Annotated in this window: 18 protein-coding genes, 2 tRNA genes and 1 pseudogene; 5 read left to right on the top strand and 16 right to left on the bottom strand. The window is 44.8% G+C overall.

Going from position 1 to position 18104, the window contains the following annotated elements:
• Window positions 1-57 precede the first annotated feature (57 nt).
• Both motA and motB read left to right on the top strand, forming a co-directional pair.
• Window positions 58-852, top strand: a complete 795-nt coding sequence (gene motA, locus G9G54_RS23305) for a flagellar motor stator protein MotA (protein WP_025723780.1) — start codon at window positions 58-60, stop codon at window positions 850-852.
• Window positions 845-1672, top strand: a complete 828-nt coding sequence (gene motB, locus G9G54_RS23300; protein WP_165179779.1) for a flagellar motor protein MotB — start codon at window positions 845-847, stop codon at window positions 1670-1672. Before motA ends, motB begins: the two co-directional genes overlap by 8 nt.
• Window positions 1673-1807: 135 nt before the next feature.
• Here the strand turns inward: motB and rluF are convergent, their stop codons facing one another.
• A complete protein-coding gene (gene rluF / locus G9G54_RS23295) occupies window positions 1808-2509 on the bottom strand; it encodes a 23S rRNA pseudouridine(2604) synthase RluF (RefSeq protein WP_165179778.1) in 702 nt (233 codons plus the stop codon).
• 50 nt (window positions 2510-2559) lie between these two features.
• Window positions 2560-4836: a PAS domain S-box protein gene (locus tag G9G54_RS23290; RefSeq protein ID WP_061831821.1), complete on the bottom strand. Its 2277-nt coding sequence runs from the start codon at window positions 4834-4836 to the stop codon at window positions 2560-2562.
• 329 nt (window positions 4837-5165) lie between these two features.
• On the opposite strand from G9G54_RS23290, the gene tadA reads away from it, so the two are divergent.
• Both tadA and G9G54_RS23280 read left to right on the top strand, forming a co-directional pair.
• The gene (gene tadA / locus G9G54_RS23285; protein ID WP_061831822.1) at window positions 5166-5666 is read left to right on the top strand and encodes a tRNA adenosine(34) deaminase TadA; all 501 of its coding nucleotides are present in this window, start codon (window positions 5166-5168) and stop codon (window positions 5664-5666) included.
• A gap of 60 nt (window positions 5667-5726) precedes the next feature.
• Window positions 5727-6293, top strand: a complete 567-nt coding sequence (locus G9G54_RS23280) for a GNAT family N-acetyltransferase (RefSeq protein ID WP_165179777.1) — start codon at window positions 5727-5729, stop codon at window positions 6291-6293.
• 115 nt (window positions 6294-6408) lie between these two features.
• On the opposite strand, the gene G9G54_RS23275 is transcribed toward G9G54_RS23280, so the two are convergent.
• From G9G54_RS23275 to G9G54_RS23245, 7 genes and pseudogenes are all read right to left on the bottom strand, one after another.
• Window positions 6409-7485 (bottom strand): hypothetical protein, encoded by a 1077-nt coding sequence (locus G9G54_RS23275; RefSeq protein ID WP_165179776.1) that lies wholly within the window; start codon window positions 7483-7485, stop codon window positions 6409-6411.
• Between the two features lie 198 nt (window positions 7486-7683).
• Window positions 7684-7839, bottom strand: coding sequence for a small acid-soluble spore protein P (locus G9G54_RS23270; RefSeq protein ID WP_029514956.1), 156 nt, complete (start codon window positions 7837-7839; stop codon window positions 7684-7686).
• Window positions 7840-7911: 72 nt separating this feature from the next.
• The gene (locus G9G54_RS23265) at window positions 7912-8082 is read right to left on the bottom strand and encodes a hypothetical protein (protein WP_007428073.1); all 171 of its coding nucleotides are present in this window, start codon (window positions 8080-8082) and stop codon (window positions 7912-7914) included.
• A 28-nt stretch (window positions 8083-8110) separates the two neighbouring features.
• Window positions 8111-8452, bottom strand: a complete 342-nt coding sequence (locus tag G9G54_RS23260; RefSeq protein WP_029514958.1) for a hypothetical protein — start codon at window positions 8450-8452, stop codon at window positions 8111-8113.
• 144 nt (window positions 8453-8596) lie between these two features.
• Window positions 8597-8725 (bottom strand) — tRNA-Ser (locus tag G9G54_RS23255).
• Window positions 8726-8828: 103 nt separating this feature from the next.
• Window positions 8829-9776: an NAD(P)-dependent oxidoreductase gene (locus G9G54_RS23250; RefSeq protein ID WP_069290778.1), complete on the bottom strand. Its 948-nt coding sequence runs from the start codon at window positions 9774-9776 to the stop codon at window positions 8829-8831.
• Window positions 9777-9839: 63 nt separating this feature from the next.
• A pseudogene (locus G9G54_RS23245) lies at window positions 9840-10025 on the bottom strand (phosphate acyltransferase); the annotation flags it as partial.
• A gap of 125 nt (window positions 10026-10150) precedes the next feature.
• Here G9G54_RS23245 and G9G54_RS23240 point away from each other — a divergent pair.
• Window positions 10151-11035 (top strand): LysR family transcriptional regulator, encoded by an 885-nt coding sequence (locus G9G54_RS23240; protein ID WP_069290777.1) that lies wholly within the window; start codon window positions 10151-10153, stop codon window positions 11033-11035.
• Between the two features lie 31 nt (window positions 11036-11066).
• Here the strand turns inward: G9G54_RS23240 and G9G54_RS23235 are convergent, their stop codons facing one another.
• From G9G54_RS23235 to guaB, 7 genes are all read right to left on the bottom strand, one after another.
• Window positions 11067-11297, bottom strand: coding sequence for a hypothetical protein (locus G9G54_RS23235; RefSeq protein ID WP_165179775.1), 231 nt, complete (start codon window positions 11295-11297; stop codon window positions 11067-11069).
• Window positions 11298-11433: 136 nt separating this feature from the next.
• A tRNA-Ser gene (locus tag G9G54_RS23230) sits at window positions 11434-11519 on the bottom strand.
• Between the two features lie 89 nt (window positions 11520-11608).
• Complete coding sequence (serS, locus tag G9G54_RS23225) at window positions 11609-12892, bottom strand: serine--tRNA ligase (RefSeq protein WP_013308176.1); 1284 nt, start codon at window positions 12890-12892, stop codon at window positions 11609-11611.
• 35 nt (window positions 12893-12927) lie between these two features.
• The gene (gene pdxT / locus G9G54_RS23220) at window positions 12928-13494 is read right to left on the bottom strand and encodes a pyridoxal 5'-phosphate synthase glutaminase subunit PdxT (protein ID WP_013308175.1); all 567 of its coding nucleotides are present in this window, start codon (window positions 13492-13494) and stop codon (window positions 12928-12930) included.
• 16 nt (window positions 13495-13510) lie between these two features.
• The gene (pdxS, locus tag G9G54_RS23215) at window positions 13511-14392 is read right to left on the bottom strand and encodes a pyridoxal 5'-phosphate synthase lyase subunit PdxS (RefSeq protein WP_061831829.1); all 882 of its coding nucleotides are present in this window, start codon (window positions 14390-14392) and stop codon (window positions 13511-13513) included.
• 131 nt (window positions 14393-14523) lie between these two features.
• Window positions 14524-15912, bottom strand: coding sequence for a D-alanyl-D-alanine carboxypeptidase family protein (locus G9G54_RS23210; RefSeq protein ID WP_165179774.1), 1389 nt, complete (start codon window positions 15910-15912; stop codon window positions 14524-14526).
• Window positions 15913-16236: 324 nt separating this feature from the next.
• Window positions 16237-17694 (bottom strand): IMP dehydrogenase, encoded by a 1458-nt coding sequence (gene guaB, locus G9G54_RS23205; RefSeq protein WP_013308172.1) that lies wholly within the window; start codon window positions 17692-17694, stop codon window positions 16237-16239.
• Window positions 17695-18104: the final 410 nt, after the last annotated feature.

The raw sequence follows: 18104 nt of genomic DNA, 5'->3' as shown, positions 1-18104 counted from the left end.
GGACGACCCCGGCGGCATGAAAGGATTCAAAATCTATTCTCATGGATGAGGTGTATCATGCAAATTTCAACCATTATCGGACTTGTGCTCGGGATTGTGTCACTGGTCGTCGGGATGATCTTAAAAGGCGCTCCGGTCGTCAATTTGGTCAATAATCCCGCTGCTTACATGATTATTTTCGTCGGAACGGCAGCGAGTATATTTATGGCCTTCCCGATGGCAGAAATCAAACGGATTCCGAAGCTGTTCAAGGTTATTTTCACCGAACAAAAACTGTTAGACCGCAAAGAGCTCATCGGTACGTTTACCGAGTGGGCATCCATTACCCGTCGTGAAGGTCTGCTCGCCTTGGAGTCTAAGGTAGAGGAAATCGACGATCCCTTTATGCGTGGCGGCATGCGAATGATTATTGACGGCAATGATCAGGAATTCGTACGGGACGTTCTGATGGAGGATATCAATGCTACCGAGGATCGACATCGCTCTGGCGCACTGATCTTCTCCCAAGCCGGTATGTACGCTCCAACGCTCGGGGTACTCGGTGCCGTTGTAGGTCTGATCGCCGCTCTGGCTGACCTTAGTGACATGGAAAAGCTCTCTCACGCCATTGCAGCAGCCTTCATTGCGACGTTGCTCGGTATTTTTACAGGTTATGTTCTGTGGCATCCGATGTCCAACAAGCTGAAACGGTTATCCAAAAAAGAAGTGGAGCTTAAATTAATGATGGTCGAAGGTCTGCTTTCCATTCAATCGGGGATATCGACAATTGCCATCAGTCAGAAACTGACGATCTTCCTGACTCCGACCGAACGGGCTACGATGACCCAGAAGGATGGCGATTCCAGTGAGTAAAAAGAGACATGAACCGCATGAAGAGCATGCTGACGAAAGCTGGCTGTTGCCATATTCCGACTTAATGACCCTTCTGTTGGCTCTTTTCATTGTCTTATTCGGTATGAGCTCGCTCGACGCCAAAAAATTTGAAACTATGGCTCAATCCCTGAGTTCAGCTTTTAGTGGCGGCACTGGTGTGCTGGATCACTCGGCTGCGAATCCGTCGTCACAATCCATGGATATGGGCAAAAATAAAGAACAAGTATCACAACCCTTAAAATCGAAGGCTACTTCTACCTCTGAACTGCAAAAACAGCTTGCCCAGCGGGAAGAAGAAGATTTAAAAAAGCTTAAAAAACAGATGGATCAATATATTCAAAATAACGGTCTGACCCCGTTGCTGAATACCAAGCTAAACCAATCGCAGCTAATGATCACCATTAGCGATAATGCCTTGTTTTCATCCGGGCAAGCCGAAGTAAAGCCGGAAGCAAGAAAGCTGGCCAAGTCTATTTCTAGTATGCTTCAGCAGTTCCCTGGCTATGATGTTATCGTATCGGGTCATACGGATAATGTACCGATCTCCAACAGCCAGTTCCCGTCCAACTTTGATTTGAGCGCCAAGCGCTCTCTGAATTTCTTGCGTATCTTGTTGCTCAATCCAGATCTCGATCCAACCAAGTTTGTATCCATCGGTTATGGCGAGTATCGTCCATTGGCAAGCAATCAAGATGGCCAAGGACGCTCCAAAAACCGTCGTGTTGAAATATCTGTTCTCCGCAAATATCAGAACGGGACACAAGTCATCAGTCCTACCTCAAGCTCGAATGAAGGTTGATTATGCATATGTTATATGAACAAAGGCACCGCCGCATTTTTATGCAGCTGGTGCCTCTTTGTTTAGTGTTTCCTGTAATCTGGACTTGTCAGATACGAGGATCATACGCTGTAGGCTATACGAGCCCCTCTGGCATTAGCTAAGCCTATAATCGAGCATCTGGCCAAGCTCCTGCTTCTCAGCCTCTGTCAGATCACGCCAGGCACCTTTCTGAAGGGACCCCAACCGAATGTTCATGATTCGCAGCCGTTGCAGTTTTTTTACTTCATAACCGAAGGCAGCACACATACGCCGGATCTGACGATTTTTCCCTTCAGTCAGGATAATACGGAATACATACTCAGATACACGCGTCACCTCACAAGGTAGCGTCCGCTGGCCGAGTATTTTCACCCCGCTGGACATGCCCTGCACAAAAGACGGTATAACAGGGCGATCCACCGTTACGATATATTCTTTCTCATGCTTGCCTTCTGCCCGTAAAATCTTATTTACAATGTCCCCATCATTGGTAAGTAAAATGAGACCTTCCGAATCCTTATCCAGGCGTCCAATCGGGAATATCCGCTGTGGGTGCCCCACAAAATCAACAACATTGCCTCTAATGTGGCTCTCGGTTGTACTTGTAATGCCCACCGGCTTGTTCAATGCAATATAGACGTGATCGGACTTCTCGCGCAGTGGCTTGCCATTCACGCGAACATCATCGCCTTCTTCCGCTTGACTACCCAGCACAGCCACTTCGCCGTTAATCGTCACGCGGCCGCTCTCTACCAGCTTGTCCGCCTCGCGGCGCGAGCAAAAACCGGTTTCGCTGATAAACTTGTTAATGCGCAACCTGTGTACCCTCCATTTCTACTAACACACTTCCTCCTGCGCCCAACCCGTTACTCCGGCTTGGCAATCGGAAGCTGCACCAGGGCTGTCGTTCCCTCTCCCTCTGTGCTTTCAATATCCAGTGTGCCTTTATGACTCTGTATAATACGCTGACTGACCATAAGTCCTAGTCCTGTCCCTGTTTCTTTGTTTGTGAAAAAAGGTTCTCCTAGCTTGGACAGCATTTCTGCGGGAATACCCGCTCCCTGATCCCGTATAGAGATTTTAACGCTTTCTCCCTCCAAGAACAAATGAATCGTGATGATACCACCTTTACTCATAGCCTCCATGCTATTTTTAAGTAAATTAATGAATACCTGTTTTAACTGATTTTCTTCAGCGTATACCAGGGCAGGCTCGTCCGTGACCTGAAGATTGAATACAATGCCCAGCAGATGCGCCTGACTATCTAGTAAAGAAATCACGTCGCTCACAATATAGCGAACATCCTTTTTCTGAAAATGCACTGCCTGTGGCTTCGCCAGTATTAAAAACTCGCTAACGATCAAATTAATGCGATCCAGCTCAGACATCATAATATCGTTGTGTTTCATATTCAACACTTGATTTTGCTGCTGTAGTTGGAGAAAGCCTCGTAGCGTAGTTAGCGGATTACGAATCTCATGCGCTACGCCTGCCGCCAATTGTCCGACGGTTGTCAGTTTCTCTGATCTGCGCAACAACTCCTCCATTCGGTTGCGACCCGTAATATCACGCGACACGCAGATAAACCCCAAAATTTGGCCTTCTTCATCCAGAATAGGTGACGTGCTCATACTGATCTCTACTGTACTTCCATCCTTACGCATTCTAAGGGTCTCACTTGATACGATGCTCTCTCCCTGAAGCAGGCTCTTCTTCTGAAATTCATACTCCTCCTGTTGCTGCGGAGGTACAAACTCCAGCTTACGACCAACCAATTCCTTCTTGGTCCAGCCGTACAAAGCTTCGAAGGCATGATTGACCCGAACGACGCGATCCTCCTCGTCGGTTACATGAATCGCATCCGCTGTCTGATTAATAACCGATTCCAGATGCTCCTTTACAGAACGGTTCTCTTCATACATCTGTTCCAGTCTTCTCGTGTACATCCCTAGGTTGTAGGCCATCGCATTGATGCGTTCACCCAACTGTGCAAGCTCATGACCACCTTTTATTTCTAGCCGTGTATCAAAATGACCATCAGCCATCTCATTCACTTTCCCCAGAATCGACTGAATTGGGCGGACAAACAGACTTGCCAGCACATAGCTTCCAATGATTACAACCTCCAAAAGGACAATAGAAATAGCAATTAAGCTTATCAATTGCTTGGAAATAACAGAAGTAATCGTATCATAATTCATAACAATACGGATAACATAGGCTTCGCGGTTAGCCGGGTAAAAAGGTATGTAACTGACGAGAACCCGTTCGCCTTTGATATAGCAGTCTTGTACAATACTCTCCCCGGAGAGGATAGCTCTGGACACGGCCAAACGATCTTCCTGCACCCTCGTTAGTTGATACGTGCCAAATTGGATCGGTTTATTGTACATATAATAGTATTTCGAATCGTTCCCGTTCTTGTCCATCGAAGCGCCACCAAAGGTTGCAGGGTTAATTCCTGTAATCTCCATGATGCGATAATCCACTTGTTGAGTTTGCTTCACGATCTCATCGGGGCTCAGGATGGTTATGAAATCTTGCACTGAAGTATCCTGAAAGGAAATTCGAATTAAGTAGTTACGCTTTTGGTCATAATAAAATCCCCATTTGTTAATCTGTGAGGAGCCTGAACCGGTGTAGTCAAATGATCCGGTCCAAAAATGATCCAGTTTCTGACCTTGCGCCATTGCAGCCTGTCCGTGCTCATATAATTGGTCAACTGCATTTTTCCAATACCCTGTCAATGGATCAGATGGCGTTACTTCTTTTGGATCCGAGGATTTAACAACCTTATACCCCTGCCCGTCTCGAATCATCAAAGAAATATTAGTATCTCTGTGGAGTGAGGCCACCTTTTGAAGCTGTTCCTGCTGAATATTTCGGATGTCAGGACCGAGCTGATTGGCAGCCAACGTGGCAGAAAGCCACAGATTATATCCGAGCTGCTTGTCAACGGCCTCCCAGCTATGTTGGGTTTGTTCGATAGCTCCTCCGATAATTTTAGCCGTCAGAACCATTTTAGTTTCACTGTCACTTCTTAGATTTTCGTGGGTCGTGTAATAATTGAGTGCGATGTTTAATAAAAGGATAAACAGGACGGACCCCGACAAAATGATCGTTATTCTGATTTTTATCGACACACTGATTTCTCACCTCTTGCCGTATGCTGGCGATTACTGGCAATTGCTAACTCAATGATACCGTAATAGCGCCTGTGATACCAGCATTTACATTTACCGGATATACATAAATACACACCTTGTGTACAGTATTGTCAATAGACAAGGGTTTGCCTACAATATAAGAAGATAATCATCCACAAGTAGTCCACAAATACACAGATTTTATTATAAACTGTGGATAAACCTGTGGACAAGTGCCGTGTTATCCACAATTTTATTCACATCATGTTAACAACGGAATATTTGTTCGTTGGATAATTCCGCGTTTTGAAAGGAGCATTTTCCCAGTGACCACCATGGATCACGCCTATTGGATGAAAGAAGCCATTCAGGAAGCGTATAAGGCAGAAATGTTAGGTGAAGTCCCCATCGGGGCTGTCATCGTAAAAGATAATGAAATCATCGGTCGCGGCTACAATTTGCGCGAGACGGATGCTGACCCAACCGCACATGCAGAGATGGTTGCCATTCGTCAGGCCAGTGAACACTTAGGTGCTTGGCGCCTGCTGGATTGTAGGCTGTATGTCACTTTGGAGCCGTGTCCAATGTGCGCCGGAGCCATTGTTCAATCACGGGTTCCCCATTTGATATACGGAACTACAGATCCCAAGGCAGGCTGCGCAGGCACGCTGATGAATTTATTACAGGAGCCTCGGTTCAATCATTGTACAGAAGTAACCAGTGGTGTACTGCAGGAGGAATGCGCCTCGCTGTTAACGAACTTTTTTCGGCATCTCCGGCAAAAAAGAGCGGCAGCCAGATTGTCTCCTCCCCCATCCTCATCCTGAGGGGGAAAAGTCCAAAACACTTCATCTCATTGCTAATTCCCCATGGAAGGAGACCAACCCATGCCTATGAGCTTGTATAATACGCCTCAAGGTATCTTTTTACGGCCATTTAACTTAGCGGATAGTGAAGCCCTTCTCGCCCTTAGGCAACGTAATAGGGATTCCCATGCGCCTTATGAGCCGCTTTACGAGGATTCATTTTTCACATTAGAGAAACAGCAGGATTATATCCGTCAGAAATTGCGTCAGGCCGAAGAGGATCAAGGTTACGTGTTTGGTATCTTTCTCTTAAAGGAAGAACGGCTCATCGGTTATATCTCTATTTCCAATCTGGTGCGTGGAGTTGGACAATTCGCTGATATCGGCTACATGATGGATCATCATGAACAGGGTAAAGGGCATATGACCGCAGCCTTAAAGTTGATCATACAATATGCCTTTCGTGCCTTATCTCTACATCGTCTCCAAGCGGGTACCCTTTTGCATAATGATCGCTCACAACGTGTATTAAAAAAGTGCGGCTTCCAGCCAGAAGGCATTGCTCGCAAGCTTGTACAGATTCAGGGCGCATGGCAGGATCACCAGATGTTTGGACTTTTAGCTGAGGATGACGTGTGGCAGAGCTAAATGACTGCACAGGGACAACATTAACAGTAAACAAAAAACCGCCCGGCTTATGCCGAGCGGTTTTCTTACATCATATTCGAAAAAAATGATGTTTTGCAATCATGTCATCCCATACTTACGGAGCAACAGTTTGCATTTTTTGTTGCAGCTGTTCCATAGTCAGGACTTGATCACCTGTTGGAATACCCACTTTAAATGCTGCTTTAGCATTGATTTTGCTGTATTGCGTGTAGCCTGTTACGGACAATTTTACATTGTCTTTTGTGGCCGGATCATTCATCTCTACATTCGCATTCAGGTCTTGATACACAGGAATGTTATCCTTGTTCAAAGCTGTGTTAATGTCAAACTGTTTCACTGTCAAGTAATTTTTCAACTCATCCAGCTTTTTGCTAACTTCGCTGGTGTTGGATTGCAATTCTTTCTTCGCTTCAGCCAGCTCTTCTTTCTTCACTTGAAGCATGCCAGCATATTCATCTTTAGACATCACATCAAGGACTTTAGGAAGCGCCTTAGTGATAAATGTATTGGTAGCTTGCTTCACATTGTCGTTCGTAATTTTGAATTGAACGACTTGTTTAGCTTCAACACCTTGTGGCAATTTAGCGTCTTTAGGATCAATATCAAAGAAGTACGTAGCTTGATCATACTCGTTCATAATAGCAGCAATCACTTCATTCGCAAATTTCTGCGATTTTTCCTGATCCATGGCTGCAGGATTAAATTCTTGTCCTGATTGTTTAGCCAGTTCTTGTGGATCAATGACCAGGAATTTACCTACAACATCCTGTGGAAGTGGGTAAAATGGAATATTAGGAATTTTAACGTACAGTTTATCTTTAGTCATTACCATTGGAATCGTGAAGCTGGTGGAAAGATCACCTTTCAAATGAATGCCGAGCGTCATTTCAGATTGGAAAGGTTCTTTTTGGTATACACCATCCAGCGTAATATCAGCATTTTTCAGCATGCTAGTTACCATTGCACTTTGCTCACTTGGAACAGAAGCGGATGTAATGGTCAGTTCCTTAATCGTGAATTGACTTTTGGATTCATAAGAGTTCAACTTCATTGCATTAGCTGTACCGGTCGTAACAGCTTCCTTTGGTTCTAACTTCTTGCTACAACCTACCAGGGCTACCGTCAAAAGCAACACCATAGTGAGTACCAAGACGGATAACTTTTTACTCATTGTGTAGATTCTCTCCTCTCGTAATTAACCCCTTTTTTATGCTAACAAAAAAAATACACACCTCCTATTTTAACTCATATTCTCAAACGGCGAAACACTTATTGGAAAATTTTCTTACAATAAGCACAAAGACACCCTGGCTCTCTTACCAGGGTGTCTTACACTATGCAATATATTTTAGGAGAAAGGTCTGCCTGCTTATGAGCCTTCTCTATTATGATGATCCACGTGATTCCGCTGTTTCACCTTCTTGGAACCGGATAACGGCTCTTGCTGATGACTACGCTCCCGCTTTTCGTTACTTCCACCAGAATCCTGTGCTTCGGGGACAGGAATGGCTTTAGGCTTGCCCATTTATGCATCCTCCATTCTCAGTCTATATTTGTGGTACATCAACGAATCCGTTTATTACCATTTAAAATAGGACTATAGATGGTGTAGATCTTCCGTTTTATCATGATTTAGTGAATCCTGATGACGGCGATCATTACGATCCTGCTGCACTTGCTGTGCCTGATGACTATTAACTGGGCGTTGCTCCAAATCATCAACAATGTTAGACAGGTTTTTATCCAGACCGTTTTTGGCTTTTGTCATGTAGTCTTCCTCCTCATTCCTTCATGACCTACGAGTGCGTCAATGACTGTAATGTTTGGGCACATTGGTGAATATGCCGAGTATAATCGGACACTAACTGCTGAATGATATCTGTTCGTTCATCCACAGACTGTCCGTCCCGTTCTACATCGACTAAGCTAACCTGTACTTCCCGGGAGTCTACATAAGTACATGCAAAATCAAAGGAGTACATTTGTCGGCCTTCTACCTCGATATGGATCCGTATAGCCCGGTTGTCAGCTTCATCTGCCTGTACCTGTGATTTGTCCCCTGAATTCAAAAGAATCGGCAGTTGTTCCTGCCAGGCCTCTACCAGCTTTTGCTGATCTACTGTCATTTCTCGATTCATGCCAGCACCTCCACATCTGATAACGTGTGAAAAAAACGAGCTTTTTATACAACAAAAAAGCCACTCTCCACGATTCCTAATCATTAGCTTATAAAGGCCAATGTATCAGCTATCGTATTTGAATGGCTTGGTTTATTTAGAGTATGGCGGAGAGGATGGGATTCGAACCCATGTGAGCTTGCACTCTAACGGTTTTCAAGACCGTACTACCTATGAAAAGCCGCCGAGCCTTGGTATGACTGGGTTTGTGAAGTCTAATGCAAGAACCGCTACAACTGCTGGCCTGTCTGCAACGCTGCCGTGTCCCCCTTGCCATTATCTGGAGGCAACCAGGTGCACGGAGCTGCCCCGATAGCTCATTTTTATTGCACCAAAACTATAATAACTGATTGAGCTTGCTTTCAGGCTCTTCACCATTTTCTACACGTTTTATATTGTTTATAAAGAAATCATATCTTTTTTTATGAAATTTTCGACCATCAGGCATTCCTGCTGTATGGGGAGTAAGTATCACATTACTCAGATTCCGGAGCTCACTGTCAATAGGAAGCGGTTCAGATTCAAACACATCCAGGCATGCGCCTGAAATATCCCCGTTTTTTAATGCATCAATCAAGTCTCTTTCGTTGACAATCCCGCCGCGGGCTGTATTGATAAAAAGAGCGGTATTCTTCATTTTCTTGAATGCCGCTTTGTTGATCAGTTGTTTGGTTTGTTGATTCAAGGGTACATGTACACTGACTATATCCGATGTGCTTACAAGAGTATCGAAATCCGTCATTTTCACAAAACCGTCAGATTGTACAAGAGCATTTCTCGCATAAGCCAGCACATTCATATCAAAAACCCTGCAAAATGCAGCTACTTTTTTTCCGATAGCGCCCAAACCGATAATTCCAATCGTTTTGCCTTTTAATTCACTCCCTGTATAGTCCAATTGATTTTCATCCATCCTGTTTTTCATGAAAGTATCAAGAAACGGTATGTTTTTATAATAAGACAATATCAGTGCCATTACGTGCTCGGCCACTGCCTGTGCATTCACTCCTGCAGCATTGGCCACCCAAATGCCGAGCTGTGTACAGGCAGGGACATCTACATTATCAAATCCTGCACCCGTCTGTACCAATTTTAATTTTTTTGCGATAGAAAGCAGGCTGTGATCCACTTTAATATGTTCAGGGATAATTACCTGGCAATCTTCAATATGATGCAGCATTTCTTTTCCGGGCGGGACAATTACAACATTCCAGTCTTGAGGAAAATACCTTACAATATTTGATTTCGAGGTCTCGCTAAAATAGCCAACTATGAGAATCTTCATTGCTAAACCACCTTTCATTACCTATACCATTCTTCGAAGAAAACCCGTTTGATGATCTTCATTTTATCCTTTTGAAGAAAAGGTGATTATTTCCATATTATAGACTTCATCGGCAGTACAACCTCTTGAAAGGTCATTGATCGGTGCATTTAGGCGCTGCAGGATCGGACCATATGCCTCAAAGTTTCCAAGACGCTGCGCTACCTTACAACCAATATTACCGGCATGAATACCTGGGAATATGAAAACGTACTATAATAAAATTTGACCCCTCGTCCTTATTAAAGATAATTTTAAACATAAAGAATAATGTTGTAAAACTCAAATATTTTGTGAACTATATTAATCATTTCTATATATTGAGGAGGTATTCTATGTATTTTCCTGGGATTGAAGCGTTTTTAGCTATCGTACGGACCGAGAGTATAAGCAAAGCGGCCGAATTGCTGCACCTGTCACAAGCTACGGTGAGCTATCGGTTAAAGACATTGGAACAGGAAATGGGTGGCCTTTTGGTTGAGCGAAGAAAAGGGGCACCCAAAACCAGTCTGACCCCAAAAGGGGAAAACTTTTTTAGCATTGCGGAAAGATGGGATGCTCTCTGGAGGGAAACACAAATCTTGCAGGCTAGCGGTTCGCAGTTAAGTCTGGCAATAAGCGCTGCCGAAAGTATAAGTCAATTTGTTTTGCCTCCTGTATATAGAATGCTTAATCAGCATACCCCGTCCATCCGACTGCAAATTCGTACGCAGCATACTCAGGAAGCTTTTGATAGTATTGAGCGGCGCGAGATGGATGTGGCGTTTGTGGTGCGAGAAATCGTGTCGCCTAGTGTCACTGTTAAACCGTTTTTTACTGAAGAAATGATGCTGTTGCGCCTGGCTGTGTCGGGGCGGCAGGCCGGAGATACTGTTGAAATGGAAGAATTGGCGGCGCAAGACGAAGTCTTCATAAATTGGAATAGAGAGTTTCAATTCAGACATGACCAGTGGTGGGACCCTCTTTGCCCGTCCCGTGTTCATCTGGACTCAGCGGGACTCATCACTACTTTTTTGAAGGACGCTAGACAATGGTCGATAGTTCCCGCTTCGATTGGCGCACATATGATGCGGATGGGAGATTTTGTTCTTCAGAAACTATCGGTATCGGTGCCTCCAAGAATATGCTATAAGGTAACTCATAAGTTTCCAAACCAAGCTTTACACGAGCCCCTTCGTATTCTTGATAACTATCTGCAAGATATATTTGGAATACAATGATCTGACCTGTCGAGATATTAGTTGCAATTGATTATAGGCCTGCAAACTGATGTATGAAAAAAATAGAGTATGCGGTGTAATAGCGTTTGAACAGCCCCTCCAGTGTCAGAATCTCAGGCGATACGCTCGCTCTCTCATCCTGCGCCACCCGAGACGTTTCCAAAACCGATGGACTCAGACGGTCAAGAAACCGCTGGGGAATGTCCAAACTATTCTTCCGCTGCCCGCGTTTACGCGGTTTGCCCCCCGTGTTTGTATTCATAATCCTATACCTCCGTCAGATGTTTATCCAACGGTCACGAACACAAAAAAACGCACCACACCGCTATCCAACGGTAAAGTGCGTTTCAATCATACTTGCTACAAATCCTTATGCAGCAAGGAAATTATTAAACTGACGGAGAGGATGGGATTCGAACCCATGTGAGCTTGCACTCTAACGGTTTTCAAGACCGCCCCGTTATGACCGCTTCGGTACCTCTCCAGGTGGTAAATGGATAAAGCTGCTTCCCTTTTAAACATACTCAGGCGCAACAAAATTATTTTACCACAGAACTTCTAAGAATGCAACACTTACTGTTTAGGAGCAATAACCTCAATGCCTCGCATGTATGAACGCAACACTTCTGGGATCACGATGCTTCCGTCCTCTTGCTGATAGTTCTCCAAAATAGCAGCCACAGTCCGCCCTACAGCCAATCCTGAACCGTTCAGCGTATGTACAAATTCAGGCTTTGCCTTCGAATCTGGACGAAACCGGATGTTCGCACGACGCGCTTGGAAGTCTTCCGTATTTGAACAGGAAGAAATCTCACGGTACATGCCACTCTCAGGCAACCATACTTCCAGATCGTACGTTTTGGCAGACGTAAAACCCATATCTCCAGTGCAAAGTGCCAGCACGCGATATGGAAGTCCGAGCAGCTGTAAAACACGCTCAGCGTTATTCGTCATTTTCTCCAATTCCTCATAAGAGGTATCCGGGTGAACCAGCTTAAGCATCTCTACCTTATTGAACTGATGCTGACGGATCAGGCCACGTGTATCACGTCCTGCTGATCCTGCCTCCGAGCGAAAGCAAGAGCTGTATGCCACATAATATTTCGGAAGCTGCTCCGCATTCATAATCTCTTCACGGTGGTAGTTCGTTACCGGAACTTCAGCCGTAGGAATGAGATAATACTCAGTATCACGCAGCTTGAACAAATCTTCTTCAAACTTCGGAAGTTGACCCGTTCCGTACAAGCTGTCCCGATTTACAATGTATGGAGGAAGCATTTCTTCATAACCATGCTCACTGCTGTGCAGATCCATCATAAAGTTAATCAGCGCACGCTCTAATCTTGCTCCCAGTCCTTTGTAGAACGTAAAACGAGAACCCGTTACCTTGGCTGCTGCCTCAAAATCAAGGATATCTAGATCCTGAGCCAATTCCCAATGCGCTTTGGGTGTAAAAGAAAACTCGCGCGGCTCCGACCAGCGACGGATTTCTACATTATCCTCTTCCGATGCACCTACAGGTACTGTATCATTAGGAATATTCGGAATAGACATCACCAATTCATCGATCTGAACTTCCAGTTCGCGTACTTGCTCATCTAATTCTTTGATACGATCGGAGACTTGACGCATTTCTGCAATAAGATCATCCGCATTTTCCTTGTTCTTCTTCAACTTGGCTACTTCACCGGATACCACGTTCCGACGATTTTTGAGCCCTTCACTTTCCTGAAGTAACTCACGACGGCTTACATCCAGATCTGTAAAACCATTAATCAGATCCAGAGATTTCCCCCTGTTCTGCAAAGCTTTCTCAACCCGACCAAGCTCATTACGTAAAATCTTTATATCTAACACAGGTAATCCCTCCTACACTACAAACCTGACTTTCACTATTCGCGGACCATATCCACAAAATATTGATGTAACCGGTAATCGTCTGTTAACTCCGGATGGAAGGATGAAGCCAGCAAATGACCCTGACGGGCTGCCACGATCTCGCCGTTATATTCAGACAGCACATCTACTCCCGTTCCAACAGACTGTATTAATGGCGCGCGTATAAATACAGCACGAACCGGTTCCTCAATCCCTTTAATGTTCAAGTCTGTTTCAAAGCTCTCTCTTTGGCGACCAAATGCATTACGCGATACTGTAATATCCATGAGTCCCAAATGTGCTTCTTCCTGTCCTTGAATCGTTTTAGCCAGTACAATCAATCCCGCGCAAGTGCCAAATACAGGCTTGCCTTGATTGGAAAACTGACGTATAGCCTCTATGAAATCATACTTGCGCATTAGCTTACCAATAGTGGTGCTTTCACCACCGGGAATGATAAGACCGGACAGCTCATTGAGCTGTTCGATCTTCTTCACCGCTATACATTCCGCACCCGCACGCTCAACGCTACGTATATGTTCAGCTACAGCGCCTTGCAGCGACAATACACCTATTTTCATGCCGGCCCCTTCTTTCTTACCAACCACGATCCTGCATGCGCTCATGCGGTGCCAGTTTGGAAATTTCAATGCCTTTCATAGGAGTTCCCAAATTCTTGGAGACTTCTGCAATCAGCTTGTAATCCGTATAATGAGTGGTCGCTTCCACGATTGCACGTGCAAACTTCTCAGGGCTATCCGACTTGAAAATACCAGAACCTACAAAGACGCCATCAGCGCCTAAATGCATCATTAACGCGGCATCGGCAGGTGTTGCTACACCACCCGCTGCAAAATTGACCACTGGCAGTTTGCCAAGCTCATGCACTTCCAACAGCAGTTCATATGCAACTCCGAGGTTTTTCGCCTCTGCATACAGCTCGTCCTTCGACAAGTTTTGCACCTTGCGAATTTGACCATTGATAAAACGCATATGCCGAACGGCCTCAACAATATTCCCAGTCCCCGGTTCGCCCTTCGTACGGATCATAGATGCACCCTCACCAATACGACGCAGCGCTTCTCCCAGATCCTTAGCTCCACAAACAAATGGAACGGTGAACTCCCGCTTATCAATATGGAAAACTTCATCCGCAGGTGTCAGCACTTCGCTTTCATCGAGATAGTCAACACCGAGAGATTCCAATACCTTTGCCTCTACATAGTGACCGATACGAGCCTTAGCCATAACAGGAATAGAAACAACCTTCATAACTTCTTCCACAATCGTTGGGTCAGCCATACGAGCAACCCCACCAGCTGCACGGATATCCGAAGGCACCCGTTCAAGAGCCATTACAGCTGTAGCTCCTGCTGCCTCTGCAATTTTAGCCTGCTCAGCGTTCATGACATCCATGATTACGCCACCTTTTTGCATCTCTGCCATACCTCTTTTTACACGCGAAGTTCCCGTTTCCATGTCGTTGCCTCCTATAAGGGTTACGTTTAGATTCTAACTTAATATTTTACCGCACGAATGCCAAATACACAATCATTTCAAGCTGCAAAATAAGTAATGAAAAACAAGGTAGATCGCTTAGCTTCGCTTTTTTAGAAGAGGTTCTTAATTCCCTGGAACAGATCTCCGAAGAAATCACCGATTGCCCGGAAAAGCATCCGGAACCAGCCGCCCTCTTCTACTGCCGTCGTAGTAACCAGATCCACGGTTTTCGTCTGCCCTTTATCCACACCGTCTGTCTTGTACGTGTACGTAATTGTTCCGACTTTGGCCCCTTGCTTCAAAGGTGCCACCAGAGAGCTTGCTGGTGTAATGTTCGTTGTAAAGGTTACCTTAGGATTGCTCGCACCCTTAGGTACGATAAAGCTTACTGCATCCTTGGTGACGATCGGTACTTCTGTTTCCGTACCTTTGGTCACTGGCACATTCTCAACACCCTTAACCATCGTCTTTGGAGCAATAACCTGCTTCACTTCAAAATTATCAAAACCATAGTTCAGCACTTTAGCTGTCTCTGTAAAACGATGAGGCTCTGAATCTGCTCCCATGACTACACTGATGAGACGCATTCCGTTGCGCTCAGCTGTACCTGTAAAACAGTTTCCAGCATTGCTCGTATGGCCCGTTTTCATTCCGTCCAAGCCGGGATAAGCAAACTTTCTAAAGTTAGTAATATTTTTGTTTGCTTCTAACATCCAATTGTAGTTAATAATTGGTGCTTTGTCAGTCGGTCGGAATTTGTAAGATTGAATTGTGGTAAACCGTGTATAATCCGGATGATCCTTTATAATGTTACTAGCTAATGTCGCTGCATCTCTCGCTGTCATCACAGTTTCCCGGTCTGTATCCGGCTGGAAGCCTTTCGGCATATCACCACGGTCCAAACCAGTCGAGTTGATAAAATACGTATTTTTCATGCCCATTTTCTGAGCTGTTTCATTCATTAGTTTTACAAAGTCCTGCTCAGTTCCAGATACGCGTTCAGCAAGGGCTACTGTTGCATCATTAGCAGAACCTACCGCCATTGCAATATAAAGCTCTTCTACCGTATGTTGATCCCCTTGAGCCAAAAAAATACGTGATCCAATGCTCTTAGAAGCATTCTCGTTAACCGTAACTTTATCCGTCCACTTGAGTTTACCTTGCTTAACCTGTTCAGCCACGATGTATTCTGTCATCATTTTAGTCATACTTGCTGGCGGAAGTGGCTCATCTGGGTTCATAGACAGCAATACTTGCCCAGTGGAAGGCTCGATCAAAATGGCGGAACGTAGTGCCAGACTAGGAGGATTAATAGAACCTGTCCCCGTAATATTGGTTGCCTGTGTTGCCGCTCCAGCTGCATAAGTAGCCACGCTCGGATCGAAATTGCCTACCACAGGCAATGCCGACATATACATCATATTAAGCACCATGACTGCAGTCACACTCTTTTTAATCATGCTGCGTTTTTTATTCTGTTTTAAAATGTTCGCTTTCAAATGAATACAAACTCCTCTCGTACCTCAACCCGATCCGCTATGAATAACGAGACGGTGGTTACAGCCTCTACTTGGCCAATGTAATTAATTAATGTTATAAAATCCAGTTTCACTTCGTTTGCTTAGTTGTATCCTGTCATGAGCATTTTCTGCTCGAATCTTCTTCACTGGTAGGAATCGTCCAAAAGACCTACGTGTCCTAATTCGTCAATAATTTCGTCAAAAAGGCGGACACTTGTCTATTCTATCACAGGGGTATCTCTAAAAAAAGACAGGCAGAGCGAAATACGCTCTGCCTGTCGTCAAGTCTACTACAGCCGAACTTTATAGAGAGTAATTTGGTGCTTCTTTCGTAATTTGCACATCATGCGGATGGCTCTCACGCAGACCAGCGCCTGTAATACGGATAAAGCTTGTATCGTTACGAAGCTCCTCAATATTAGCTGTACCGCAATAACCCATACCGGAACGAAGACCGCCCAACAGCTGATGAACAGTGTCGGAAAGTGGTCCTTTATAAGCAACGCGTCCTTCAATGCCTTCCGGTACCAATTTCTTGTCGTCATCTTGGAAATAACGATCTTTACTACCTTGCTTCATCGCAGCCATAGAACCCATACCACGATATACTTTAAAGCGGCGTCCTTGATAAATTTCAGATTCGCCTGGGCTTTCTTCCGTACCTGCAAAAAGACTTCCCAGCATTACCGCAGAAGCGCCTGCCGCAATGGCCTTTGTAATTTCACCGGAGTATTTAATACCACCGTCTGCAATGATCGGAATATTATATTCACGTGCTACTGTTGCACAATCATAAATTGCTGTTACTTGTGGAACACCTATCCCTGCGATTACGCGTGTTGTACAGATGGAGCCTGGACCAATACCGACTTTTACAACAGATGCTCCTGCTTCAATCAATTCGCGCGTTCCGTCACCAGTAGCTACATTACCTGCTACAATCGTCAGATCAGGATAAGCTTCACGCAACTTGCGGACCGCTTCAATAATGTTAATATGATGGCCGTGAGCAGAGTCCACAACAATCATATCCACACCAGCTTTTACAAGTGCTTCAGTTCGATCAAATGTATCCTTGGAAATGCCGACAGCCGCACCGACCAGAAGACGCCCTTGTGCATCTTTCGCTGCGTTCGGAAATTGAATAGCTTTCTCAATATCTTTAATGGTGATAAGTCCTTTGAGATAATTTTCATCATCGACCAAAGGGAGCTTTTCAATTTTATGCTTTTGCAAAATGACTTCCGCTTCCTGTAAAGTCGTACCCACAGGTGCAGTTACCAGTTCTTCCTTCGTCATGACTTCACTGATTTTAAGGTTAAAATCGTGAATAAAGCGAAGATCGCGGTTAGTAATAATACCCACCAGTTTGTTTTCTTCGTTTACAACAGGTACACCAGAAATACGGTATTTACCCATAACTGCTTCAGCATCGGACACCAAATGATCCGGAGTCAATGAGAATGGATTGGTGATAACACCGCTCTCCGAACGTTTAACCCGATCCACCTCTACTGCTTGCTGTTCAATCGACATATTTTTATGAATAATACCGATACCGCCCTCACGAGCCATCGCAATTGCCAACACTGCCTCAGTAACAGTATCCATACCAGCACTCATCAAAGGAATATTCAGCTTCACGTTATCACTCAAACGAGTCGCCACGCTTACTTCTTTGGGCAGAACCACCGACTTGCGAGGTACCAGCAAAACATCGTCAAAGGTAAGGCCTTCCTTACCGAATTTATCTTCCCACACCAAGATGATCCTCCTTCAAATTGTTTAGTCTGTATTGGTCTTGTTGTCTGTCCGACATGGACAAATCAAGGCTCTCTGAAAATATATTATTGCAATCTTAGCAAAGCGGTATAGGGGTGTCAAGCCTTCATCAATAGCCCTAACCTTTAGTATTTCCCTGTACAAACAACTGTACTCCTACGAAGGACAACCTTTAAAAATAAGCGTTTCCAAAGGTAATAGCTATTCACAAAAGCATATCTCCTCTTTGAATGCGCAGCATAGAAGCAATTGTATAAGTGGTTTGTACCGTAATATACCAAAGAGGACCATGATCTCATTGAGATCATGGTCCTCTTTACTTGTTGCTTGGCGACGTCCTACTCTCCCAGGACCCTGCGGTCCAAGTACCATCGGCGCTGGAGGGCTTA

It is taken from the genome of Paenibacillus sp. EKM212P (assembly GCF_011066115.1).
GTDB classification, from domain to species: domain Bacteria; phylum Bacillota; class Bacilli; order Paenibacillales; family Paenibacillaceae; genus Paenibacillus; species Paenibacillus polymyxa_B.
This window is presented reverse-complemented; position numbering and strand designations above follow the sequence as displayed.

What these genes read in the sequence shown, in the direction of transcription:
- motA (WP_025723780.1), top strand. Translation starts at nt 58, where the DNA reads ATGCAAATTTCAACCATTATCGGACTTGTGCTCGGGATTGTGTCACTG.
- G9G54_RS23280 (WP_165179777.1), top strand. Translation starts at nt 5,727, where the DNA reads ATGCCTATGAGCTTGTATAATACGCCTCAAGGTATCTTTTTACGGCCA.
- G9G54_RS23275 (WP_165179776.1), bottom strand. Translation starts at nt 7,485, where the DNA reads ATGAGTAAAAAGTTATCCGTCTTGGTACTCACTATGGTGTTGCTTTTG.
- G9G54_RS23270 (WP_029514956.1), bottom strand. Translation starts at nt 7,839, where the DNA reads ATGGGCAAGCCTAAAGCCATTCCTGTCCCCGAAGCACAGGATTCTGGT.
- G9G54_RS23265 (WP_007428073.1), bottom strand. Translation starts at nt 8,082, where the DNA reads ATGACAAAAGCCAAAAACGGTCTGGATAAAAACCTGTCTAACATTGTT.
- G9G54_RS23260 (WP_029514958.1), bottom strand. Translation starts at nt 8,452, where the DNA reads ATGAATCGAGAAATGACAGTAGATCAGCAAAAGCTGGTAGAGGCCTGG.
- G9G54_RS23250 (WP_069290778.1), bottom strand. Translation starts at nt 9,776, where the DNA reads ATGAAGATTCTCATAGTTGGCTATTTTAGCGAGACCTCGAAATCAAAT.
- G9G54_RS23240 (WP_069290777.1), top strand. Translation starts at nt 10,151, where the DNA reads ATGTATTTTCCTGGGATTGAAGCGTTTTTAGCTATCGTACGGACCGAG.
- G9G54_RS23235 (WP_165179775.1), bottom strand. Translation starts at nt 11,297, where the DNA reads ATGAATACAAACACGGGGGGCAAACCGCGTAAACGCGGGCAGCGGAAG.
- pdxT (WP_013308175.1), bottom strand. Translation starts at nt 13,494, where the DNA reads ATGAAAATAGGTGTATTGTCGCTGCAAGGCGCTGTAGCTGAACATATA.
- pdxS (WP_061831829.1), bottom strand. Translation starts at nt 14,392, where the DNA reads ATGGAAACGGGAACTTCGCGTGTAAAAAGAGGTATGGCAGAGATGCAA.